This window comes from Virgisporangium aliadipatigenens, assembly GCF_016863615.1.
GTDB lineage: Bacteria > Actinomycetota > Actinomycetes > Mycobacteriales > Micromonosporaceae > Virgisporangium > Virgisporangium aliadipatigenens.
Window position 1 is genome coordinate 48454 of sequence record NZ_BOPF01000035.1, and the last position, 23137, is coordinate 71590.

General features: G+C 72.3%; 16 protein-coding genes. 12 read left to right on the forward strand and 4 right to left on the reverse strand.

Annotated elements, in window-relative coordinates; genetic code table 11:
- The first annotated feature begins 62 nt into the window (after positions 1 to 62).
- Together Val02_RS36050 and Val02_RS36055 are read left to right on the forward strand one after the other, a co-directional pair.
- Positions 63 to 1559, forward strand: coding sequence for a discoidin domain-containing protein (locus Val02_RS36050; RefSeq protein ID WP_203903789.1), 1497 nt, complete (start codon positions 63 to 65; stop codon positions 1557 to 1559).
- 41 nt (positions 1560 to 1600) lie between these two features.
- Positions 1601 to 2149 carry a sigma-70 family RNA polymerase sigma factor gene (locus Val02_RS36055; RefSeq protein ID WP_239153600.1) on the forward strand — a complete coding sequence of 183 codons (549 nt, stop codon included), beginning with the start codon at positions 1601 to 1603 and terminating at the stop codon, positions 2147 to 2149.
- 107 nt (positions 2150 to 2256) lie between these two features.
- Here the strand turns inward: Val02_RS36055 and Val02_RS36060 are convergent, their stop codons facing one another.
- Positions 2257 to 3126, reverse strand: a complete 870-nt coding sequence (locus Val02_RS36060; protein ID WP_203903790.1) for a hypothetical protein — start codon at positions 3124 to 3126, stop codon at positions 2257 to 2259.
- An 81-nt stretch (positions 3127 to 3207) separates the two neighbouring features.
- On the opposite strand from Val02_RS36060, the gene Val02_RS36065 reads away from it, so the two are divergent.
- Positions 3208 to 5175, forward strand: coding sequence for a DUF4272 domain-containing protein (locus Val02_RS36065; protein WP_203903791.1), 1968 nt, complete (start codon positions 3208 to 3210; stop codon positions 5173 to 5175).
- Between the two features lie 212 nt (positions 5176 to 5387).
- On the opposite strand, the gene Val02_RS36070 is transcribed toward Val02_RS36065, so the two are convergent.
- A complete protein-coding gene (locus Val02_RS36070; protein WP_203903792.1) occupies positions 5388 to 7085 on the reverse strand; it encodes an ankyrin repeat domain-containing protein in 1698 nt (565 codons plus the stop codon).
- An 899-nt stretch (positions 7086 to 7984) separates the two neighbouring features.
- A complete protein-coding gene (locus tag Val02_RS36075; protein WP_239153607.1) occupies positions 7985 to 8845 on the reverse strand; it encodes an alpha/beta fold hydrolase in 861 nt (286 codons plus the stop codon).
- A 284-nt stretch (positions 8846 to 9129) separates the two neighbouring features.
- On the opposite strand from Val02_RS36075, the gene Val02_RS36080 reads away from it, so the two are divergent.
- From Val02_RS36080 to Val02_RS36095, 4 genes are all read left to right on the forward strand, one after another.
- Complete coding sequence (locus Val02_RS36080) at positions 9130 to 9771, forward strand: hypothetical protein (protein WP_203903794.1); 642 nt, start codon at positions 9130 to 9132, stop codon at positions 9769 to 9771.
- Positions 9772 to 10236: 465 nt separating this feature from the next.
- Positions 10237 to 11874 (forward strand): tannase/feruloyl esterase family alpha/beta hydrolase, encoded by a 1638-nt coding sequence (locus tag Val02_RS36085; RefSeq protein WP_203903795.1) that lies wholly within the window; start codon positions 10237 to 10239, stop codon positions 11872 to 11874.
- A 204-nt stretch (positions 11875 to 12078) separates the two neighbouring features.
- Positions 12079 to 12906, forward strand: a complete 828-nt coding sequence (locus Val02_RS47785; protein WP_239153601.1) for a LuxR C-terminal-related transcriptional regulator — start codon at positions 12079 to 12081, stop codon at positions 12904 to 12906.
- A 119-nt stretch (positions 12907 to 13025) separates the two neighbouring features.
- Entirely contained in the window at positions 13026 to 14726 is a 1701-nt protein-coding gene (locus tag Val02_RS36095; RefSeq protein WP_203903796.1) for an AMP-binding protein, read from the forward strand.
- A gap of 399 nt (positions 14727 to 15125) precedes the next feature.
- Here the strand turns inward: Val02_RS36095 and Val02_RS36100 are convergent, their stop codons facing one another.
- Positions 15126 to 16067: an AraC family transcriptional regulator gene (locus Val02_RS36100; protein ID WP_203903797.1), complete on the reverse strand. Its 942-nt coding sequence runs from the start codon at positions 16065 to 16067 to the stop codon at positions 15126 to 15128.
- A 131-nt stretch (positions 16068 to 16198) separates the two neighbouring features.
- Here Val02_RS36100 and Val02_RS36105 point away from each other — a divergent pair, with 131 nt between their 5' ends.
- Genes Val02_RS36105 through Val02_RS36125 form a run of 5 tightly spaced genes read left to right on the forward strand, consistent with a single transcriptional unit; the run spans position 16199 to position 23103 of the window.
- Positions 16199 to 17476, forward strand: a complete 1278-nt coding sequence (locus tag Val02_RS36105) for an FAD-dependent monooxygenase (protein WP_203903798.1) — start codon at positions 16199 to 16201, stop codon at positions 17474 to 17476.
- 52 nt (positions 17477 to 17528) lie between these two features.
- On the forward strand, positions 17529 to 19007 hold the full coding sequence (locus Val02_RS36110; protein WP_203903799.1) for a 4-hydroxyphenylacetate 3-hydroxylase family protein: 1479 nt from the start codon (positions 17529 to 17531) through the stop codon (positions 19005 to 19007).
- Positions 19004 to 20470, forward strand: a complete 1467-nt coding sequence (locus Val02_RS36115) for an MFS transporter (RefSeq protein ID WP_203903800.1) — start codon at positions 19004 to 19006, stop codon at positions 20468 to 20470. Before Val02_RS36110 ends, Val02_RS36115 begins: the two co-directional genes overlap by 4 nt.
- On the forward strand, positions 20467 to 21387 hold the full coding sequence (locus Val02_RS36120) for an SDR family oxidoreductase (protein ID WP_203903801.1): 921 nt from the start codon (positions 20467 to 20469) through the stop codon (positions 21385 to 21387). The genes Val02_RS36115 and Val02_RS36120 overlap by 4 nt, the downstream gene beginning before the upstream one ends.
- A 48-nt stretch (positions 21388 to 21435) precedes the next feature.
- Positions 21436 to 23103 carry a polyketide synthase gene (locus tag Val02_RS36125; protein ID WP_203903802.1) on the forward strand — a complete coding sequence of 556 codons (1668 nt, stop codon included), beginning with the start codon at positions 21436 to 21438 and terminating at the stop codon, positions 23101 to 23103.
- Positions 23104 to 23137: the final 34 nt, after the last annotated feature.

Sequence of the window (23137 nt, forward strand, 5' to 3'; positions counted from 1 at the left end):
GCCGCCGTTTAGGTGGAGACGCGGTCACGACCCCTGCCCGGGTGGACGGTGAGGAGAACAAGGTGAGCAGACAAGGCCTGCCGATTCGGGCGACCTCCGATCTCGTCCTCGTGGGCGAGGTGAGCGGGCCGCCCGCGTGGTGGCGGGCGGGCTTCCGATTTCTCACCGTGGTGCTGCGACCCGACCGGGTGGATCCGGCCGAACTGGGCGAACGCCTGGTCGGCACCGGGCAGGTGCAGGGCCGGCCGGTGCTGCTGGTCTGCGCCGGTGAGCCCGTTTCCGACGACTTCCGCCGCCGCCTCGCCGATCAGGTGCAGACGCCGGTGTTCAGCCGTGGGCCGCGTGCCGCGGTGTGGACGGGGGTTTGGCCGAGACGCGCCGGCCGGCAGGAACGCGGGCCGGTGCCGCTGTCCGGCGGGTCGTTCGACACGATCGGGCTCGACGACCTGCTCGACGAACCCGCGCCCGCCACCGCCGCGTTGCCGCCGTTGGGCGAACAGCCCTGGTTGGACCTGCGTTCCGCTCCGGCCGACGCGGGCGGCCGGCCGGAGCTGCTGCTCGACCGCGGCCCCGGTGGCGAACATCCGTTCGCGCTCTTCGGCACGGCCTCGTCCGTGTGGTCCGTGGCCGTTGCGGTCGCCGCGCGCCGCCCCGACTGGGTGCACCGCGATCGCCTGATCCGCCTCGACGTGCCCGAGGTCGGTTCGGCCGACCTCCAACTCCTGGCGAACTACCTCGGCGCCCGCCTGATGATTCCCGGCGACCGGGTCACCGACGTCCCGCCGGAACGCGGCGGCTCCGGGTGGCTGCTCGTCCGGCCCCGGATCGCCGGGCACACGTCGTCCACGGCGGCCGCCGGGCCCGGTTCCGCTGCCGGGGACGTCGACGCGGTGCGCCACGGGGTGACCATGGTGTCCGGCACCGGATCCGCGTCACCGCGCCGGCGCGGACTCCGGGCGGCGCGGCCGGCGTCGCGGGCGGCCGTCGCCGCGGTGCTGGTCTCGGTGCTCGCGGCCGTCCTGGGCACCGCCGCGGTCCTCCTCGGCAGGACCGGCTCGGTGGCCATCGGGTGCACCTCGGTCGCCCCGGAGCGGACCCCGTCGCCACCGGCGCCCGCCGCCGCGGCACCGTCCTTTCCGGTCAAGGCACCGACCGCCACCGGCCGTGCCAACCCGGAGCGGCGCAACCTCGCGCTGAGCGGCACGGCGAGCGCATCCAGCACGGAAGGGCCCCGGGCGCCACGCAACGCGATCGACGGTGATCCCGCGACCCGCTGGACGAGCGGAGCACCCGATCCGCAGTGGATAACGATCGATCTCCATGAGGCGTGGGCCCTCTCGGAGATCCGCCTCACCTGGGAACGCGATTACGCGAGCCGGTACCGCGTCGAGATTTCCGACGACGGCGACAACTGGTTGACCGTCTGGTCGACCGGCAACGGCTCCGGCGGGACGGCCGTCGTGAACCTACCTCTGCTCACCGGCCGGTTCGTGCGGATGACGGCGAGCACCCGGCTTTCCGGCCCCGGGTACTCGCTGGTGGAGTTCGACGTCCGTTGAGGGCCTGGCCCGACACCACGGATCGCGGGGGGAACGGGGACATGAGGGATGCCATCGGCAACAGTTGCGGGGCCGCACACGGGTTGCTGCGACCGGTGGGCGCGGACGACGCGTTGCGCGAGATGTACCGCGACCACACGACCCCGCTGCTGCGATACCTCCTGCGCCTGACGCACGGCGACCAGCACCGCGCCGAGGACATCGTCCAGGAGACGCTGCTGCGCGCGTGGCGGCACCCGGAGGCACGGGCGCCGGACGGCCGGTGGCGCCGGTCGTGGCTGTTCGCGGTGGCGCGGAACCTCGCGATCGACCACATGCGGGCCGTCCGGCCGACCGAACCGGTGCGTGAGTTCGTCGATCCGGACAACGCGCTCGACCGTGCGATCGACGTGGCCGAGGTGCGGGCGGCCCTGGCGACCCTGCCCGACCGGTTGCGTGGCGTGCTGGTCGAGGTGTACCTGCGGGATCGCTCCGGGCCGGAGGCGGCGCGCGTGCTCGGAATTCCCGAGGGCACCGTGAAGTCGCGGATGTTCCACGCGCTGCGCGCGCTCCGGCAGACGTTGGAGGCCCGAGGGTACCGGTTCGGATGACTCCGCGCCGCGCCGCGAACCAGTGGCCGCCGGGTGAACGGACCGTCGTTCGGCCGTGCCTCGCGACCTGACGGCGTTGCCGCACACATCCTGGCGGAGCCGCCGGCTCACAGCTGCGACAGTTCCCACAGCAGGTCGTCGGCGGACTCGGCGCCGCGCTCGCGGATCAAGGCCTCGAGGGCGGCGCGGTCGGCGGGCGGGCGGTCCGTGACCAGGTTTAGCAGGCCGTCGAACGCGAGCCCACCACCCGGCTCGGCCGCCAGGGCCATCAGCGTCTCCCAGGCACCGGGCAACTCACGGGCGTAGCGGCGCACGGCGGCCACGGCATCGCCGTACGGGTCGATCCGCGGCGCCGCCCGCACGATGGCCGCCAGCGTCTGCGGGCTCTTGCGCTCGGTACGCGACAGGTACCACGCGTCGTCGGCGGACATGCGCGCCACCATGGCCGCCTCGACGTCCGGGTCGGGACGCAGCCGCGGGCAGAGCGGGCAGGCGCACAGGGCGCGGGCGGCTTCATACGCCGCGAGCTCCGGTGCGTCGAGGTCCGTCAGCGGCAGGTGCCGGTCGTCGCCCCACAGGCCGCTCGCCCCGGCCGACCACACGTCGCCGCGCAGCAGCACGAACGGGGGGTTCGCCGCCGGGCGCGGCGGGCGGTCGGCGGTGACCGTCACACCGTGCCGCGCCGCGACCGCTACCACCCGGTTCCACTCCACGGCGATCGCCAACCGGACCCAGTGCAGCCACAGGTTCGCCGACCGACCGCAGCATCCGGCGAGGTCCTTGAACCACCAGTCGAGGGCGGTGTCGGGACCGGCGCACGGGTCGTTGTTGTCGAGGTACTCGAACGTTTCCCGGGCGGCCGGCAGCCGGTACGCGTATGAGGCGGCGAAGTCGTACGCCAGCTTCCACACCGCCCGCCTGGCCGCTGCGAGGTCGCCGTCACCGGTGGTTGCGATGCTGGCACCGATGGATCCCATGACCGGAGAGTCTCGCAGAGCGGCCGGCCGCGTCAGGTCCGGGGCCGGTCGAGTGGCGGCGGTGACCTACGATCCCCGCTCGTGACGATCAGGGACGCTCGCGCGGTGCTCCGACGGATGCTGGTTCTGTCGAGGGTGGTGCTCGACGGCTTCAGCGCCGACAACGGCAACCGGCTGGACCCCGACCGGAACCGGGCCCGGCTGCGCACGTTCGGGCTGGAGGTCGACCTGCTGCCGGCCGAGCGGGCGTTCCTCCTCGGCACCGACCCGACGTACCGGCAGATCACCGACGCCACCTGGCGTAGCGAGGCGCTCCTGGCGCTGCGTTGGGCGGTCGGTGACCGCACGGAACTGCCGGTCGGCGGCCAGGTGTCGTTGATGCAGGCGGTTCCCGACTTCCCCGCGGACGCGAAGATCCGCGCCCAGCTCGACGGCGAGGCCGACGCACCGGTGCGGCTACGGCCTGAGGCCGAGGTGGTTCGGGAGCGGGAGCGGTGGTTTGCCGTCTACTGGCGGATGCGCCTGCGCTCGATCGGCGTGGAACGGCTGAACCTGGCCCGCTGGGTTCAGGACAACCCGTACCTGACCGTGCTGACGCCCGCCGATCTGCCGCTGATCGACGGGGACCTGTCGCTGGATGCGTCCGTCATGGAGATCGCCCGCGACGACGAGTCGGCGCAGCCCGGCGGGTGGCGGCTGGTGCTGCCCGACGGTGTCGACGCCGAACCGGCGGAGGACGACTGGCCGGTCCGGGACGGCCGGGTGCCGATCCGGGCGTGCGAGCCGTGGATGCTGGAGGCCGGCGAGAACGTGCTGCGCGTGGCGTCCGAGCGGTTGCAGGCGCTGCGGTGGCTGCTCGGCGACACCGAACCGTTCGGCGAGCAGCCGACCGGCCATTACGAACCCGACTCGTCGGCCGCGTTCGACAAGGCCTTCCTCTACCGCGACGGACAGTTCTCCGTGCGCGGCGGGCTGCCCTGGTGCCACGCGGCCTGGCTGGGCCACCTCGACCGGCTGCGCTCCCTGCTCGACTCCAACGTCCCCACGATGCTCGCCGACGTCGACGGTGACCTCGCACTGCACTGCGCGGTTCTCGGCGGCCACCGCGAGGCGCTCGCCCTGCTGCTGGAGGCGGACAAGCCGATCGGGCAGCACCTGGAGGACGGCGCCGGCCGCACCGTCCTGGACCTTGCCGCGGCGCGCGGTGACCTCGAACTCATCGACACCGTCGTCGCCGCCGGCCCGGACTGGCGCCGCGACACCGCGCTGCTGGCCGCCGTCCGGGCCGGGCACGCCGACGCCGCCTCCCACCTGATCGGCCTGGGCGCCCCGATCGACGGCGCCCTCGACGCCGCCGTCGACGCCGACCTGCCGGAGCTGGTGCGGTGCCTGGCCGCACACGGGTCCACAGTGGACGGTCCAGCGTTGTACCGGGCCGTCGGCCGTCGCCGTTTCGCCGCCGCAACCGCGCTCGTCGACCTGGGCGCCGACGTCGACCACGCCGACGACACCGGCACCGCGGTGCTGCTGCTGGCCGCCGACCGCGGCGCCACCGACCTGTGCCTGCGCCTGCTCGACGCCGGCGCCGACCCGACCGTCCGCCTACAAACCTTCGGCCCGGTCCACTTCGCCATGCTCGGTGGCCACACCGACACCGCACTGGCCCTGATCGACCGCGGCGCCGACGTCTCCGGCGCCGACCAGCCGCTCGTGTCCGTCGCCCTGTCCGGCGGCTCGGCCACGCTGGTGCGGTGGTGCCTCGACCACGGACATGTCCCGCCACCCGAGGCCGTAGAGCGGGCCGTGCTGGGCAACCACGCAGAGATCCTGCGTGCCCTGATCGCCGCCGGCCAACCCGTAGACGTCGCCAACGCCTCTGGCATCACGCCCCTGCACCTGGCCGCCGACCGCGGCCACGCCGACCTCGTCGAGATCTTGCTGGCCGCCGGCGCCCCGACCGACCCCCTGGTTCCCGGCCAGAACCGCACCGCCCTCGACCTGGCCGAGATGCACGGCCACGACGCCTGTATCCGCCTCCTGACCTCCTGATCCCTTTACGTCCGTCTCCTCGGCGGCGGGCTCCAGGCGTTGCTGGATCATCCGGATCAGCTCCAGCTGCCGCGGGAGGAACCGGACATGGTCCCGGCGGCGATCCAGTAACTGCTGCGATTCGATGGTCCGATCCAGCTGGCGGCACCCGTGGTCCGGTGTCCCACGCAGATCGCCGGCATCCAGCTGATGCGGCGACAGCCTGGGCAGCTTCAATCGGCTCTCCGGGGAACCCGCCGGCGGCTCGCCGGGTGGGACACCGGACTTATCGGGACCGGCCCGGCCGGGATTGAGCCGGTCGCAAGCGACACGCCCTGCCGGGCGGCATACGCGGAGAGCCGGTAGCCCCACCGCGTCGACGCTTCGGGGTCGGCGCCGTGCGCGAGCAGCATGTCGACGATGGCCTGATCGCCGTGTCCCACAGCCTGCCACAAAGGCGTCATGTCGCTGGCCCCGGTGGCATCTACGAGGCCGGGCGCGGCGGCCAGCAACAGTTCGACCACCTCGATGTTCCCACCGTGGCAGGCGCCGGCCAGCGCCACCCCGCAGCCGCTGGCAGCAGCCGCGGGGTCGGCGCCGGCGTCGAGGAGAAGCGCGACGGTGTCACGGAAGCCGCCGCACGCGGCCTGGTACAGTGCCGTGCCCTGCAGGCTCTGGGAGTTCGGGTCGCCGCCGTGGTCGAGGAGAGTGCGGAGGACCACGATCCTGCCCTCCCGCGCCGCGTGTGTGACCGACTCCGACGTGACGACAGCGCCCGCGGCGAGCAACCGGTCCACGATCGACACTTGACCCGCCCCTGCGGCGGCCGCGAGGGCGGAGCCCTGCCAGCCGTCGGTCGCGTCGATGTCGACACCCTCCGCGAGCGCGCGGTCGACCAGCCAACCGACGCCGCCAGCGGCGGCAGCGAACCAGAGACGGTGGCCACCGGCACGGAAGTCCACAGCGGAGCCACGAGCGACGAGGTATCGGGCGGTCGCGCCGAATCCGTGCCCGGCGACGCGCGCCAGCGCACCGTCGAGGCCGGCGCCGGCCTCGAGCAACTCCGCCGCGCAGTCAGGATTCGCGGCATACCCCACCGGCTCCGGCACATCGACGGGTGCGCCGTGCGCGAGCAGCAGCCCGACCGCTTCGACACTCCCGCTCGCTGCCGCGGCCGCGAGCACTTCGGCGGTGTGCCGCGCGTCAAGGACGCGGTGGGCCAGCAGGTTGCGAACGGCGAGGCCGTCGCCGACGAGCGCGGCGACGTGAATGCTCCGGCGCCGGAGCACGTCCACCGGCACACGCAGCGCATTGTCGAACGGACGCTCGTGCGGCGGGAACACCCAGCCGTCCGGCCGCGCCCAGAGCGCCCGGAGCATGGTCTGCAACGGATCGCGCCTTGCCCGCTCCCAATGGCCGTCGCGCCACTGCCTGAAGCGCCGCGGACCGCGCACGGTCAGCGTAATCCCGTCGGCGTCGCAGACGAGGGCGGTCTCGACGTCGATGCCACCGCTCATCTCGCACTGGTACAACGCGATCGGCAGCCCGGTGTCCCGGGTGAACTCCATCATCCAGCCGACGAGCGCCGACGGTGGGCGGTGGAAGGCGTACAGGTCCGCCGGCAGGCAGGGCGGTTCACGTGGCGGATCACGCGGCGCGAACGCGTCCCATGGAACCTCGTTGCGATAGAGCGACGGGCCGAACCCGTGCACCACCAGAAGGCCGACCCGCGGCAGGAGAGCGTCGGGGGCGTCGGCCGGTGCGATGTGCGCCCACGTGCCACGCACGAGATCGTCGCGGGTGAACCACTGTCGCGCCACCCGCGCACCGACGGTGTAGACGCCCTTGAAGTGCCAGCCCACCGTCAGCCCGAGGCGGTGCCCGCAGTGCGTGCCGCCCCAGCGTAGGCGACCTCCGGCACCACCTCGCATGCGGAAACACCCGCTGCGCTCACCCGCGGCACCACCATGGTCAGCACACCGGCGATCCTAGCCGACCTGGAAGTGGATCAACGATGGTTCCGGCGCGACGGTGGCGGCGTCGGCTACCGCTGTCCGGCCGAGCAGGTCGACGAGTAGGTCCGCAGGGGCGGTGCGATCGAGGACACCGTCGGCAGCCGCTGCCTGTGCAACGGGCTGGTCGCCTCGGCCGGTGCGGGCCAGCGCCGGCCCGACGGTACGGTGGAACCGCCGCTGCTCACCCTCGGCCAGGACCTGAACTGCCTGCCGCAGCTGGCCGCGGCCGGCGCCGACTACTCCGCGGCCGACGTGGTGGCCTACCTGCTCAGGACCACCGGCTGAGTGATCGGCGCGGCCGAGTCGGAGTCGCCGACCTCGTCTTCGATGCTTTGGATCGAGCCGGACGGACCGCAGATCCCGCACGCCGAACAGGCCGTGCGGTCACCAGAACCCGCACTATCGATTGGCAGACCAGCCGCGAGACCCGCCTACCTGGTCATCTCGTCGCCCGCCGAGCACGCCCGGCCCGACCAGCCCGGCCCGACCAACTCCAGGACCGGGCACGGCTGGAGTGGCACATCGAGAACCGGCCGCACCGGGTACGCGACGTGACTCCCGGACAAGGCGCGCACCGGGCCCGTGCCGGCAACGGACCCGCCGTCGCCGCCGTCCTACGAAAACACCGCCATCGGCTTCCGAGGCAACGGCGAACCCGACATCGTCCGAGCCGCCAGACGCGACTACGCAATAGCGCTGCCTTACACAGTGCGGCGCTGCGTACCATGGCGGGTCGGTTGCGTACTCGGTGCTCGGGCCGCTCGCTACTGCACAGCGGGTCTGCGGCCGGCCGCTTCAGCTGTTCTGCTTGGGTGTCAGGCGGTGGCGGCGTTGGTGGTGATGGCGTCGATGATCCGACCCCAGGCGCCCTCAGGCAGGTCGTGGCCCATGCCCGGAATCAGTATCAGTTCGGCGCCGGGGACCGCCGTGGCCGTTGCCCGTCCGCCGCTCACGTCAACCAGGCGGTCGGCCTCGCCGTGGATGACCACGGTGGGCACCTTCAGAGTGCGCAGGCTCGGGGTCCGGTCCGCAGCCGCGACGATCGCGGCGAACTGCCGGGCCGTGCCGGCCGGATGGTAGGCGCGGTCGACCTTCGCGGTAGCGAAGCTGACCAGGTACTCGTCGCTGATCTCGAAGCCGGGCGAGCCGATCAGGCGGTACAGGGAGGCGTCCGCGGCGATCGCGGCGTCGCGGTCGGCGTCGGGCCTGGGCATCAGTAGGGAAACGTCGTCGAGCGTGCTCTGCCCGACCGAACGATCGCCGGTGGTCGACATGATCGAGGCGAGGCTGGCCACGAGGTCGGGCCGCTCGACGGCCACCAACTGGGCGATCATGCCGCCCATCGAGACACCGGCCAGGTGCGCTCGGCGCACGCCGAGCGCACCAAGCAGACCGGCAGTATCGGCGGCCATGTCGGACAGCCCGTACCGCACGGATGACAGGTCACCGGCGAACAACGCGGGTACGTCCACCTGGCCAAGGTCGTCCAGCCAGGTCGAGAGGCCGATGTCGCGGTTGTCGAACCGGATTACGTGGAAGCCGCGGGCGGCGAGGCCAGCACAGAATCCGTCGGGCCAAGCGATCATCTGCTCGCCCAGGCCCATGATGAGCAGCATGGCCGGGTCTGCTGGATCACCGAACGTCTCGTAACAAAGATCGATATCGTTCGAACGCACGAAAGGCAAGCCGTACTCCGTCCTCAAGTCTCGGAGAAGATCAAGGTCGGTAGGGCGTCAGCGCGACCGACCGGCTTAGTGAAAGACGCCGCGCGGGTCCGATGCGGCGTGGCCTGCTGAAGTTTCCGATAGTTTCCCTTGTGGTAAAGGTGTGCCACGGGACTCCGGACCGGTTCCACTTCGGATCGGCCGCCGCCGCCGCTGCCGCAGTTGCAGCCGGTACCGTGCTGGTTCCAGGTGCGGGCGCGAAGATCGCAGTCTTACTCCAGGTAGCGTGCTCGGGCGTGCGCATGGTTTACACCCACGCACCGGAGGAGGTTTTCTATCCGGCGCGGGATCGGTTGGTTGAGTCGTTCACCCGGTGGGCTCGCATACGCGGCCGGGAGGTCGACCCGTTCGTGGTCGAGGCGTTGGTGGAGCATCGCTGGGCTGACGGCGACGGGCTGCTGTGCCGGTGGTCCCCGGCCGATCTCGCAGAGGCGTTGCTCGACTGGTTCCCCCGGGCGGTGTCCGTGACGGCGTCGGAGCGGACCTTGGTGCTGCCGACGGTGGCGGTGTTCGTGGACTACCTGTTCACCGAGGACCTGGCCGACGCGCTTTGCGCCGGCCGCGAGGAGCTGCATGCGGCGCTCAGCGCGATGACCGGTGAGTTCGACGCGGCGATGGCCGACGAGTACGGCGCGCAGCGCCTGCGCGACAAGGCACTGACCCTCATGGTGGTCAACAAGACCGGCACCGACCTGACCTCGCCCCTGTCGATCGCCGGGTTCCACGCCAACCGCAAGGCCCAGCGGTTCACCTACGGCCCGGCCGATCTGGCCGCCATCGCGCGCGGCGCCGACCTCCCGGTGACCGGCGGCACGATCAGTGCCACGTACCCGGCCAACTCCATCACCCTGCTCGTGCTGCCGGCGCGCCGGCATTGAGCGGCTTGCCGAGCAGCCCGGTGAACTGTCGCTTGAAGACGGTTCGGGACATGCCCGCGACCTCGGTGAGTTGCCGCACCCGTCAGCGGGAGGCGGGGCCGGCCGCGTAGCCGGCGGGGCAGGTGGATCATGCGGTCAGCGCGTGGGCCCGCCCGGCCGCGCGGAGTTCGCGTAGGTCGGGGTCGGGTTGTAGGGGGAGGCTTCTGGGTTGGGGAGCAGGTCGCGGGCGGAGCGGATGAGGTCGGCGTTTATGAGGGTGGGTCGGCGGCCGGCACGACCTGGTCCAGCCACGCCCGCGGCGGCCACGAAAAGTTGTGGCTGACCCAGCCTGGTGCGGCCCTCATAGGCGACGGTTGATTGAGGGATCTCACCAGACCCGGACGCCAATGTCCTTGTTTGCCTTGCCGCGGGAGCGTTCGCGCTTGATCGTTTCTTGGGACGTTGCCGAAGCTGGGGGTATGAGTCGTGCCGGCTGTGTTCGCCGTGGCGGTTGCCGCACTGGCCACCATCGTCGGATTGGGAGTGCCACCGGTCGCGGCGCCCACCACGTCGTCGCCGCGACCGGTGCGTCCCTGCGCGGAACTGGCCGGTGATCTCCGGGCGCCGGGTGCGGCCGCGCACGTCACTTCGGCCACGGTAACGGCCGCGACCGGGGACGCGCCCGAGTACTGCGACGTGCGGGGATATGTCGAGGGCACCATCCAGTTCCGGCTGCAACTGCCGACGAAGACCTACGGAGGAAGGTACCTGCAGTACGGGTGTTCCGGATTCTGCGGTGAACTGACCGCACCGGTGTTCCCGGAGTGTGGCGGCATTCCCGGCCGGGACGTCGCGGTGGCCACGACCGACGACGGCCATGTCGGGCACACGACGTTCCGGTGGGTGGACGGCCGCTGGGCCGCTGACGATCAGGCCGCCAGGGACAACTGGTCGTTCCGGGCCCCGCACGCGGTCTCGGTCGTGGCCAAGCGGGTCATCGCGCGGTACTACGGTGCACCGCCACGCACGTCCTACTTCAGCGGCTGCTCGAACGGCGGCCGGGAGGCGATGCTGCTGGCGCAGCGCTACCCACACGATTTCGACGGCTTGATCGCCCGCGGGCCGGCGCACGCGGTGGGAGCCCTGCTCGGGGTGTACGAAACCTGGGTCGCCCGCTCCAACACCGGTCCCGACGGCGCCCCGATCATCACCGCGCAGAAGCTCCCCGCCCTGCACGACGCGGCGCTGGCCGCCTGCGACAGTGGCGATGGACTGGTCGACGGCCAGATCGACGACCCCCGGGCATGCCGGTTCGATCCGAGCACCATCGCCTGCCAGGGCGCCGAACTGCCCGGCTGCCTCACACCGACCCAGGTCGAGGCGGCCCGCCGGCTCTACACGGGACCGACCGACGCGGCCGGCCGCCGGCTGTACCCGGGCGGTCAACCGGTCGGCTCGGAGTTGGCATGGGACGGCTGGATCATCCCCAAGCCGAGCTACGGCGGCGCGTTCAACATCATGCTCGCCGACAACTACCTGCGCTACGCCGGCTACCCGATAGGCACCCCGCACTCCTCGATCGAGGACTTCGACTTCAGCGTCGAGGAGTTTGACCGGCTAACCGCCGAGGCCGTCAAGGGCAACGCGATGAACACCGACCTGAGCGAGTTCCGTCGTGCCGGCGGCAAGCTGATCATGTGGCACGGCTGGAGCGACCAGGTCATTCCACCGGTCGGGACACTCGACTACTACCAGCGGCTGTGGCAGCGGGACGGCGGGTTGCACGCGACCCAGCAGTACGCACGAGTGTTCATGGTGCCGGGCGCATACCACTGCCTCGGCGGCGACCGCCTCAACGAGTTCGACCCGTTCCCGGCCCTCATCCGGTGGGTCGAGAAGGGTGCCGCCCCGCAGTCGATCACCGCTCAGTTCCGCGACCAGGCGGGCGCAGTGCAGCGCACCCGGCCGGTCTTCGCCTACCCCACGAGGGCCCGGTACGACGGCACCGGGAGCATCGACGACGCTCGCAACTTCGTGCCCGCACCACCCGCTCGCCCGCTGGCCGACGTCATCTCCTGGGCCGGCGACAACCAACACCATGTGCCCGGGCCCGTAGCGCCTTAGATCACTTCTCATTCGGGCGACTACTCCTGGGGTCCTCGCGATCGCCCCGGCCGGCGTACCCCGACGTGCTTGACGCTGTGGCGACGCCGAAACATACTGCCCCCGGATCGAGGTCACTGGTCACATTCTTCGCGACGAATGACAGGTGACCCCCGTCGGCGCGTCTCGCGAGCGTGAGATCGGCGGGCCGGTACACCCGAAGCGGTGGGGGTCTCATTGGACGGCAGCGTGGGCGCGGTGGTCGAGCGGGCCCTGCCCGAGGCCCTGCACAGCGTCCATCGGCTCACCGGTCTTCCGGTGGTCTTCGCAGGGCCCACCCACGCGGCGGCGACCGGCCGCCAGCTGGAGATCACCCGGCTGAGCGGAACACTCGGCACCTCCCTGAAAGGGCTGCGCGTCCCGTCCGGCCTGGGCCTGGGCGGCACCGTTATCCGAGACGCCCGGCCGTACCGGGTGGACGACTACGCCCGCGCCGACAGGATCACCCACGACTACGACGACGTGGTGGTCGGCGACGAGCGGCTCACCTCCATCTGCGCCGTCCCGGTCCTGGTCGGGGGCGTCGTGCGGGCAGTGCTCTACGGGGCGGTCCGCGACGGACAGCCGATCGGCGATCGGGCCATGCGGGCCACCGGCGTCGTCGCCGCCCGCATCGAGCGGGAGGCCGAGCGCTCCGGGCACCACGAAGGGGCGCGGCCGCTGACCCCGGCCGCGATCGACGAGCTGGCCGGCATCATCCGCCGGACCCGGGACGAGGCGCTTCGCCACCGGCTGGAACACCTCCGTCGCGAACTCAGTGCCACGTGCCCGCAGGTGCGGGCACCCGCCGTCCGCGACGGGCGCCGGCTCTCCGCCCGTGAAGGCGAAGTGCTGCGGCTGGTGGCCGTCGGGGCCAGCAACCTCGAGATCGCCGCGGAACTGCGACTGAGCCCGGAGACGGTCAAGGCGTACCTGCGCAGCGCCATGCGCAAGCTCGACGCACCCAACCGGACGGCGGCCGTCCACGCGGCGCGACTCTTCGGCGTGCTCTGACCTCCGAATCCGGATACCCCCGTACGTGGGTGTTCGGGCACGCGGGGTCCGGCGATGCTCGGCCGGTGAAACGGCGGCGTCCGGCCGACCGTGATCGTGGATCCGAGTGAGGAGACCCGATGGACGTGACAGGTGCCTACCGGACCAGCCGGGACCAACTGCTGTCATTGCGGGGCGACTATGCGCGCGCGGTCGCGGAGTTCCGGTGGCCGCAGCTCGGTGACGAGTTCAACTGGGCGGTCGACTGGTTCGACGCGATCGCCCGGGACAACGGGCGTCCGGCGCTCGTGATCGTCGAAGCGGACGACTCCGTCACCACGCGCACATACGACGAGATGTCGCGTGCCTCCGACCGGCTCGCCACCTGGCTGGCGGCCCGGGGCGTCGCCAAGGGCGACCCGGTCGTACTGATGCTCGGCAACCAGGTCGAGCTGTGGGAGTCGATGCTGGCGGTGATGAAACTCGGCGCGGTGATCCTGCCGACCACCACCGCCGTCACCGCGGCCGACCTCGCCGACCGGATCGCGCGCAGCGGCGCACGGCACGTCATCTGCAACGCCGCCGACACGGAGCGGCTGCGGACCGTGCCCGGCGCCGTCACCCGGATCAGCGTGGGACCGGCAGGCGGCTGGGCCGACCTACGCGAAGCGGCCGCACAGGACTGGGCACCGGTGGCGCACCCGCGCACGGCGGTGGACGACACCCTGCTGCTGTACTTCACCTCCGGCACGACCTCGCGGCCGAAGCTGGTCGAGCACACCCAGGTGTCGTACCCGGTCGGGCATCTGCCGACCATGTACTTCCTCGGCGTGCGGCCCGGCGACATACACCTCAACATCTCGTCGCCCGGTTGGGCCAAGCATGCCTGGTCCTGCTTCTTCGCCCCGTGGATCGCCGAGGCGACGATCTTCGTCTACAACTACGCCCGCTTCGACGCCGCCGCCCTGCTGCGCCGGCTGCGCGAACACGGCGTCAACACCTTCTGCGCGCCGCCGACCGTCTGGCGGATGCTCATCACGGCCGACCTTGGCGAACGACCGCACGGACTGCGGGAGGCAATCGGCGCCGGCGAACCGCTCAACCCGGAGGTCATCGACCGCGTCCACCGGGCCTGGGGCCTGACCATCCGCGACGGGTTCGGGCAGACCGAGACCACCGCGCAGATCGCCAACGTACCCGGAACCGCGGTCAAACCGGGGTCGATGGGCCGGCCGCTGCCCGGGGTTCCGGTGGTGCTGGTCGATCCGGTCGACGGGCAGCGGCTCACCGGACCCGGCGAAGGCGAGATCTGCCTCGACCTGGCCCGCCGACCGCTGTCGTTGATGAAGGGCTACCAGGGCGATCCCGACCGCGCCGCCGGGGTGATGGCCGGCGGCTATTACCACACCGGGGACATAGCCACCGTCGACGAGGACGGCTACATCTTCTACGTCGGGCGCACCGACGATGTCTTCAAGGCCAGCGACTACAAGATCAGCCCGTTCGAGCTGGAGTCCGTCCTGATCGAGCACCCGGCCGTCGCGGAGGCGGCCGTCGTTCCGGCGCCGGATCCGATCCGCCTGGCCGTGCCCAAGGCGTACATCGTGCTGGGACCCGGCTACGAGCCGTCGAAGGAGACCGCGCTGTCGATCCTGCGGCACGCCCGCGAACAGCTGAACCCGTACCAGCGGGTGCGCCGTATCGAGTTCGCCGCGTTGCCCAAGACCCTGTCGGGCAAGATCCGCCGCGTCGAGTTGCGGGCCCGCGAAAGCGATCGGGGAGACGCCGCGGACCGGCCCGGCGAATGGCGCGACGACCACTTCCCCGAACTGCGCGCCTGAACACACCGGCACGCGCCGCTCCGGTCGACGTCAGCTCCTGCCCACGCGACCGCGGCGGCGTCGCCGGTGTCCGGTCAGCGCGATGGCCGGTCGGTTCGCTCAGAGCCGACACGAGGTCCAGCCCACGCGCGTGCAGGAACCGCAGCAGCATCAACGCCGTATGCGCGTACGCGCGCATCGTCCCGGCACTGCGCCGCTTCAAAATCAGCTCCCGGAATCAGCTGCACAACGGCTCCACCGGCCGCATGGACCCCGACAGCAGAACCGGCATACCCGCGGCCGGCGCCGACCGCCGAGAGCTACTGACCGAGATGCCGGAAGCACCGATCTTGGTACGGCCCCCGTCGTGGACGCCTGGGCGGCACTGGGCAGCCGCGCCGTGCCTCCCGGGATCGGCCGTCACGAGGAGACGGCGGCCCGGCGGCGTTGCCGGTAGCTGCCGGGTGGCTCCCCGACCGACTTGCGGAACGCCAGGTGGAACCCGACCGTGCTCTGGTAGCCGATCAGCTCCGGGATCTCGTTCAGCGGCGTGCTGGTGTCGGTGAGGAGCCGTTCGGCCTCCCGGATCCGCCGCCGCGTCAGATGCTGTGCCGGCCCCTCGCCGATCAGCTTGCGGAACGTCTTCGCGAACGCCGAGCGTGACATGCCCGAGGTGCGGGCCAGCGAATTGAGCGTCCACGGCTCCTGGAATTCGCCGTAGATGGCGGCGAGCGCGCGGCTGATTCCCGGGTGGTGCAACGCCTGTAGGGCGGACGAGTCGTCGCTGAGGCTCTCCAGCGCGACCCGCAGCGCGAGCACGAACACCATCTCGAACGCCCGCAGTGTGACCAACTGCGTGCCGGGTCCGGCGCGTTCCGTCTCGGGCGCCAGCGACTGCAACGTCGACAGCAGCAGCGGCTCCTGCGAGAGCAGCGTCTGGTTGAGCACGATCACCGACGGCAGCGCGCGGTACAGGGGCGGCTCGCCGGCGACCCCGTACCGCAGGCTGGCGCAGATCAGCTCGGTGGCCGGCCCCTCGTCGCCGATGCGCACGGACGTGGCGGTGCCGGCCCGCCGGTGCGGCAGCAGCTCCTGCAGCGGCGTCGCCGGACAGTCGGTGCCGTCGCCGAGGGTGTGGGCGGTGCCGTAGGGGAAGACGGCGAGCGTGCCCTCCGGTACGGGCACCGGCGGCCGGCCGTCGATGGTGACGTAGCAGCCGTTGCGGAGGCTGTAGTGCATCACCGCGCACTCGTCGTCATCACCCTGCACGTTCCACGGGCCGCGGACCGTCCACCGGCTGTAGAACACGCTGCTCAGTCGCATGGGCTTAAGGAGTTCGCTCAAGGTGTCATGGCTCTGCATGGACGATCCTTAAGTGAGACGGGCGAAAGCTTTATTGATTATACCGATCTCGCGAGACAGGCTTCCAAGGCAACGTGATGGGCCGCTTACCGACGGTCCATCGTGAGGAAGAACCGACGTGCGGGGGCGCGGTGCAATACCTGATCATCGGCGGTGGCATTGCCGGTCTCACCGCCGCATTGAGCCTGCACGCGGCCGGCGTGCGCGACGTGACCGTGTTCGAGGCCGTCGACCGGATGGCGCCCGCCGGTGCCGGGGTCAACCTGCTGCCCAACGCCACGCGCGAACTGGCCGCCCTGGACCTGCATCCGGCACTCGCGCGGATCTCGGTCGCCACGTCCGAACTGCGCTACTACAACCGGCACGGCCACGTTCTGTGGCGCGAGTCGCGCGGCCGGGCGGCCGGCCACCGCTGGCCGCAGTTCTCCGTGCACCGGGGCCGGCTGCAGATGCTGCTGCTGTCCGCCGTGCGGGCCCGGCTCGGCAGCGCCGCCGTGCGCACCGGCACGCGGCTGACCGGCTTCACCACCACCGCCGCCGGGCGGGTGCGCGCCACCGTGCGCACCGTCGACGGCTCCACCGCCACCGTCGAGGCCGACGCGCTGATCGGCGCCGACGGCATCCGTTCGGCGGTGCGCGCAGTGCTCTACCCCGACGAGGGCCCACCGGTGTGGCAGCGGCAGTCCGTGTGGCGCGGCACGGTGTGGGCGCCCCCGTTCGGCGGCGGCCGTTCGATGGTCATCGGCGGGGACGACACCTGGAAGGTGATCGCCTACCCGATGCGGCCGGAGCCCGACGAGCACGGCCGGCTGTGCACCAACTGGGCCGTCGCCCGGCTGGGTGACGACCCGCGCCGAGCCGAACCGGACGGCCCTGTGCCGCCGGAGTCGCTGCTGCCGGCGGTCGGCGGCTGGGAGTTCGGGTCGCTGGACGTCGGTGCGCTGATCTCCGCCACGCCGTCGGTGTACCGCCAGCGGATGGTGGACCGTGATCCGCTGTCGCGCTGGTCGTTCGGGCCGGTGACGCTGATCGGCGACGCCGCGCACGCCATGTGCCCGATGGGCTCCAACGGCACCACCCAGTCCGTCCTCGACGCCCGTGCCCTGGCCCATGCGGTCGTCTCGCACCGGGAGCCGGTGACGGCGTTCGCCGCGTACGAGGCCGACCGGCGGGCGACCGCCACCCGGCTGCAACGCGCCGGCCGTGAACTCGGCCCCGAAATCGTCATCGCGCTGGCGCACCGCCACGCACCGGACGGCGGTGCGGCGCTGCCCCGGCAGGAGTTCGCCGAGGCGGTCCACCGCTACGCCCTGCTCGGCGGCAGCGACGTGACGGCCGCCAACGCGCCGTCGCCCTACCAGCCGCCGCGGCAACGCCGATCCTGGGCCGACGCCCTCGACGGCCGTTGAGATCCCTCCGGCACACCCCGTTCCACCAGCCTGCGAAGGAGTGCGTCACACCATGACCCGTACCGGTGAGCAGTACCTGGAGTCCCTGCGTGACGGTCGCGAGATCTGGCTCGACGGTGAGCCGGTGCACGACATCACGAGACACCGGGCCTTTCGCAACACGGCCCGCTCCATAGCCGCCCTGTACGACCTGACCCACGAGGCCGCGTCGGCGCCCGTGCTGACCGTTCCGGATACCGACAGCGGCACCGACGTCCACCGCGCCTTCGTCATCCCCACCGACCACGCCGCCCTGGTGGCGCGGCGGCGGGCCTACAAGACGTGGTCCGAGGCGAGCTTCGGCTTCCTCGGCCGTTCCCCCGACTACATGGCGTCCGGCATCGCCGGGTTCGCCGCGCTGCCCGAGGTGTTCAACGGGGAGACCTTCGACGGTCGGGAGAACGTCGCCGCCTACCACCGGCGGATGGCGCTCGGCGACCTGTACCAGGCGTTCACCATCACCAACCCGCAGATCGACCGCACCCGTTCGGCCGCCGAGCAGGAGGAGGACGACCTGGTGCTGCGGGTCGTCAAGGAGCACGACGGCGGGATCACCGTGCGCGGCGCCAAGATGATCGGCACCGCGGCCGTCTTCGGCGACGAGGTCATCGTCGGCACCATCGAACCGCTGGCGCCGCAGGACATCGCGCACGCGGTGAGCTTCTCGATCCCGCTGGACACCTCGGGCCTCAAGTTCGTGTCGCGCACCTCGTACGAGGCCGGTGCGCGCAGCGTCTTCGACAACCCGCTGTCGTCGCGCTTCGACGAGAACGACGCGTTGCTGGTCTGCGACGACGTCTTCGTGCCGTGGGAACGGGTCCTCGTCTACCGCGACGTGGAGGCGAGCCTGCGCCAGTGGTGGGCCACGCCGGCCTACAACAACTTCGTGCACCAGGCGGCGACCCGGTTCTGGACGAAACTGGAGTTCCTGGCCGGGCTGGCGATCCTCATCGCCAAGGCCAACAACACCTACCAGCTGCCGCCGGTGCAGACGCAGATCGGCCGGATCCTCGGCTGGGTCAACATCGCCCGTTCGATGCTGATCGCCGCCGAGACCGAATGCGAACCGGTCGAGGGCGGCACCGGGGTGATGATCAACAGGGAGATCGCCTCCGCGCACCGGGCGATGGCCGGTGACCTCTACCCGAAGGTGCTGGCCGAGGTGAAACTGCTGGCCGGCGGTGGACTGATCCAGTTGCCGGCCTCCGGTTACGACCTTCAGCACCCGACCCTCGGGCCGCTGCTGCGCAAGTACGTGCGCTCGCCCGAGCACCCCGCCGAACGGCGGATCAAGCTGCTGAAGCTGGCGTGGGACGCGCTCGGCTCGGAGTTCGCCTCGAGGCACGAACAGTACGAACGCTTCTACCACGGCGCGCCGCACGTCTACCTGCCCGCCATCGTCCGCGATGGCCGGCCCGACCTGTGCGAACGGCTCGCGCAGACCTGCCTCGACGGCTACCGGCTCGACGACGTCCCCTACGGCGTGGCATGACCGCGCCGGTGCCCGACCGCTGGCGGACCCTCGCCGTGCTCGCCAGCACGCAGTTCGTCCTCATCCTCGACACGGCGATCGTCAACGTTGCCGCGCCCTCCGTCGGCGAGGACCTGAGCATGTCACCGGCCGAGGTGTCCTGGGTGGCCAACGCGTACCTCATCGCGTTCGGCGGGCTGCTGCTGTTCGGCGGCAAGCTCGCCGACCATCTGGGGCGCCGCCGGGTCTTCCTGGCCGGGCTGGTGCTGCTCGCCGGCAGTTCGGCGCTCGGGTCGGTGGCGGGCGCGGCGGGCTGGCTGATCGCCGCGCGGGCGTTGCAGGGCGCCGCCGCCGCGCTGGCCGCCGCGGCGGCGCTCGCCCTGGTGCTGTCGATCTTCCCGGACGGTCCGGAACGGCATCGTGCGCTCGGCGTCTTCGCGGCCATGGCCGGCGCCGGCGGCGCTGTGGGGACCGTGCTCGGCGGCGTGCTCACGGACTGGTTCGGCTGGCGCTCCATCTTCGTCCTCAACGTGCTCGCCGGCCTGGCACTGATCGCCGCCACGGTGCGGGTGGTGCCGGCGGCGGGTGCGCGCCGCACCGGGCGCGGCTTCGACGTCGCCGGCGCCGCGACGATCACCGCCGCCCTGGCCCTCTCCGCGTACGCGCTGGTCACCGCCGGGCAGAGCGGATGGCGTTCGTCGCGGGCACTGGTCGCCGGCCTGGTCGCGGCCGTCCTGCTGCTGGTCTTCATCGCGGTCGAACGTCGTAGCGCGCAGCCCCTGGTCAGCCCGAGCGTGCTGCGCCGGCCCGCGGTACGGCTGGCCAACCTGCTCTCCGCGGCCGGGCAGGCCGTACTGTTCCCGATGTTCTTCTTCGTCAGCGTGCACCTCCAGGCGGTCGGCGGGCACGACCCGCTCGGCGGTGGGCTCGGGCTGCTGCCGCTGTCGTTGCTGGTGATCGCCGTTGCCGCAACGGCTGACCGGCTGCTGTCCAACTTCGGGCTGCGGACCGTCGCGGTGGCCGGGTTCGCGCTCGTCGCGATCGGGATGGCCTGGCTGTCGCGGCTGAGCGTCGACGGTGGCTACGTGCGTGACGTGCTCGGGCCGACCCTGGTGATCGCCGTCGGCCTGCCGCTGGTGTCGATCACCACGAACATCGCCGCCACGGCCGAGGTGCCGCCCGAGGAGACCGGGTTCGCCTCCGGGCTGATCAACACCAGTCAGCAGTTCGGCGCGGTGCTGGGGCTGGCCGTCATGGCGGCGGTGGTCGCCGCGCACGAGGCACCGGCGGTCGGCTCGGCCCGGGCTCTGTCACCGGCCGAGGCCGTGGCGCTGACCGACGGCGTCCGGGCGGCGTTCCTGCTCGGGGCCGTGGTCGCGGTGGGCGCCGCCGCGCTGTCCTGGGCGCTCCGCGTCCCCCCGACCGATCGCGCATTCGCAACCGCCGCCGTCCCGGACGGCCCTCAGGAAGGACTGAAACCATGACCGATGACAAACCAGGTGACCGGTACCTCGTACTGGGTGTGACGGGTGCCCAGGGCGGTGCCATCGCACGGGCGCTGACCCGCCGCGGTGCTCCGGTGCGCGGGTTCGCCCGCCGGAAGCCGTCGGAGCCGATCCCCGGCGTCGACCTCGTCACCGGCGACCTCGCCGACGAGGCGGCTGTGCGCGAGGCGTTCGACGGGATCACGCACGCCGCGGTCACGCTGCCGCTCGTGTACGACGAGGACCTCGTGACCGGCTACGCCCGCAACATCGCCGACGCCGCCCGCGCCGCCGGGGTGCGGATGCTGGTCTTCAACACCAACACCACCGTGCCGGCCGGCGTGACGCCCTACCCGGCGTTCGAGACCCGCCGGGCGGCCGAGGCGATCCTGCGGGCGGCCGGCGTCGACGTGGTCGTCCTGCGCCCGCCGGTCTACCTGGACAACCTGTTCACGCCCGGCCCCGGTCCGGCGGTCGTCGACCACGGCGTGCTGGCGTACCCGCTGCCGGCGGACCGGCGCGTGGCGTGGCTGTCGCACGACGACCTCGCCGCCGCCGTGGACGCGGCGCTGCACCGTCCCGACCTCGCCGGCCGGGTGCTCGACATCGGCGGCGCCGACGTGGTCACCGGTCCGGAACTCGCGGCGGCGTTCGCCCGTGCGCTCGGCCGCGACGTGCGCTACCTGCCGCTGGACGTCGAGGACTTCCAGAACGGGTTGGCGCACGCGATCGGCGCGGACGCGGCGGCCGGGGTCGCCGGGCTGTACCGCTGGGCCGGCACCGAGGACGGCCGGCACCTGTACGACCTCGACCGGACGGTGCTGCACGACGAGGTCGGGGTCGTGGCCACGCCGCTGGCCGACTGGGTCGCCGGGCGGCCGTGGCACGTGTGGTCGCAGGCCGTCGGCCAACGCTGACCGGCCACCGGCGCGGACGCTCCGCGCCGCGGCAGACGGGGGAGAGTCATGGGGGAGGACGAGCGCATGGGCGGATCGGGCCGATCGGCCGGTGAGCCGATCGCGGTCATCGGGATGGGCGTTCGCCTGCCGGGCGCGCACGGTGGGCAGCAGTTGTGGCAGCTGCTGCTCGCCGGGCGCGACGCGGTGGGCGAGGTGCCGGCGTCCCGCTTCGTCGCCGACACGGTCCACGCCGGCGGTCGGGGCGGGTTCCTCGACGACGTCGCGGGCTTCGACGCGGACTTCTTCGGCATCGCCGCCGACGAGGCCGACGCGATGGACCCGCAGCAGCGCCTGCTGCTGATGACGGCCTGGGAGGCGGTGGAGGACGCCGGGCTGCTGCCGGAACGGTTGGCCGGCAGCCGGACCGGGGTGTTCGTCGCCCTCGGGCACAGCGACTACTGGGACCTGTACGGCCCCGATCCGTCCACAGTGGACCTCGCGGTGCTCGCCGGCAGCGCCCAGCGCGGGATGGCCGCCGGACGACTGTCGTACGCGCTGGACCTGCACGGCCCCAGCCTCCTCGTCGACGGCGCCCAGGCCTCGTCGGGCGTGGCCGTACACCTTGCCGTGCGCAGCTTGCGCTGCGGCGACAGCAGCACCGCGATCGTCGGCGCGGCCAACCTGGTGCTCGCCCCGGCCGGCGCGATCGCGTTCGGCCGGGCCGGGGTGCTGGCCGCGGACGGCAGGTGCAAGTTCGCCGACGCGTCCGCCGACGGCTTCGTACGCAGCGACGGGGTGGTGTGCGTCGTGCTCAAACCACTCGCGGCGGCGCTCGCCGACGGGGACCCGGTCCGCGCGGTGTTGTGCGGCACCGCTGTCGCGCAAGACGGGCGCGACAAGCCCGGGATGTTCGCGCCGTCGGTGCGCGGGCAGGTGCGCGCGATGCGGTGGGCCTATGCGGACGCCGGCCTCGAACCGTCCACTGTGGACTATGTCGAGGCGCACGGCACCGGCACCGGCATCGACGCCGTGGAACTGGCGGCGCTGCGGGAGGTGCTCGCGCCGGGACGCGCCGGGCGGCCGTGCCTCGTCGGTTCCCTCAAGAGCAACATCGGCCACCCGGAGGCCGCGGCGGGCCTGGCGGGGCTGGCCAAGGCGGTCCTCTGCCTGGAGAACGGGCTCGTCCCGGTCAGCCTGCACCACACCCGCCCCCGGACCGACGTCGACTGGACGGCGGTGCCCCTGGTGGTGCCGACCACGCCGACGCCGCTGCCCGACACCGGCCGGCCGGCCGTCGTCGCCGTCAACGGCCAGGGCATGACCGGCACCGACGTCCACCTCGTCCTGACCGCCGCGCCGCCGACCGCATCGCCGCGGGACGACGGCGCGCGACGCACCCTGCTGCTGTCGGCCCGTTCACCGCACGGCCTGCGCGCCCTCGCCCGGTCCTGGGCCGACTTCCTCGCCTCCGACGCCGCGCGCAGTCTGACGCCGCGCGACATCTGCCACACCGCCAACCACCACCGGATCCCGCACGCCCACCGGGCGCACGTCGTCGCGCGCACCCACGACGAATTCGCCGTGCGGCTGCGCGACATCGCCGCCGGGCACACCACCGCACCGACCGTCCCCCCGCCACCGACCCCCGAACCGGGTGCCCGCCCGGTGTCCCTGCCACCCCGCCCGTGGCACACGAGCCGGCACTGGCTCGACGCGGCACCGGTCTCCCGGTAGCCGCACCCCGCAGCGTCCCGGCGTGGTCGCCGGT

Bases quoted from the DNA above. Each gene is read 5' to 3' on its own strand.
- Val02_RS36095 (WP_203903796.1), top strand. From the start codon at position 13,026: ATGGACGTGACAGGTGCCTACCGGACCAGCCGGGACCAACTGCTGTCA.
- Val02_RS36120 (WP_203903801.1), top strand. From the start codon at position 20,467: ATGACCGATGACAAACCAGGTGACCGGTACCTCGTACTGGGTGTGACG.
- Val02_RS36060 (WP_203903790.1), bottom strand. From the start codon at position 3,126: ATGGGATCCATCGGTGCCAGCATCGCAACCACCGGTGACGGCGACCTC.
- Val02_RS36070 (WP_203903792.1), bottom strand. From the start codon at position 7,085: ATGCGAGGTGGTGCCGGAGGTCGCCTACGCTGGGGCGGCACGCACTGC.
- Val02_RS36125 (WP_203903802.1), top strand. From the start codon at position 21,436: ATGGGGGAGGACGAGCGCATGGGCGGATCGGGCCGATCGGCCGGTGAG.
- Val02_RS36115 (WP_203903800.1), top strand. From the start codon at position 19,004: ATGACCGCGCCGGTGCCCGACCGCTGGCGGACCCTCGCCGTGCTCGCC.
- Val02_RS36100 (WP_203903797.1), bottom strand. From the start codon at position 16,067: ATGCAGAGCCATGACACCTTGAGCGAACTCCTTAAGCCCATGCGACTG.
- Val02_RS36110 (WP_203903799.1), top strand. From the start codon at position 17,529: ATGACCCGTACCGGTGAGCAGTACCTGGAGTCCCTGCGTGACGGTCGC.
- Val02_RS36055 (WP_239153600.1), top strand. From the start codon at position 1,601: ATGAGGGATGCCATCGGCAACAGTTGCGGGGCCGCACACGGGTTGCTG.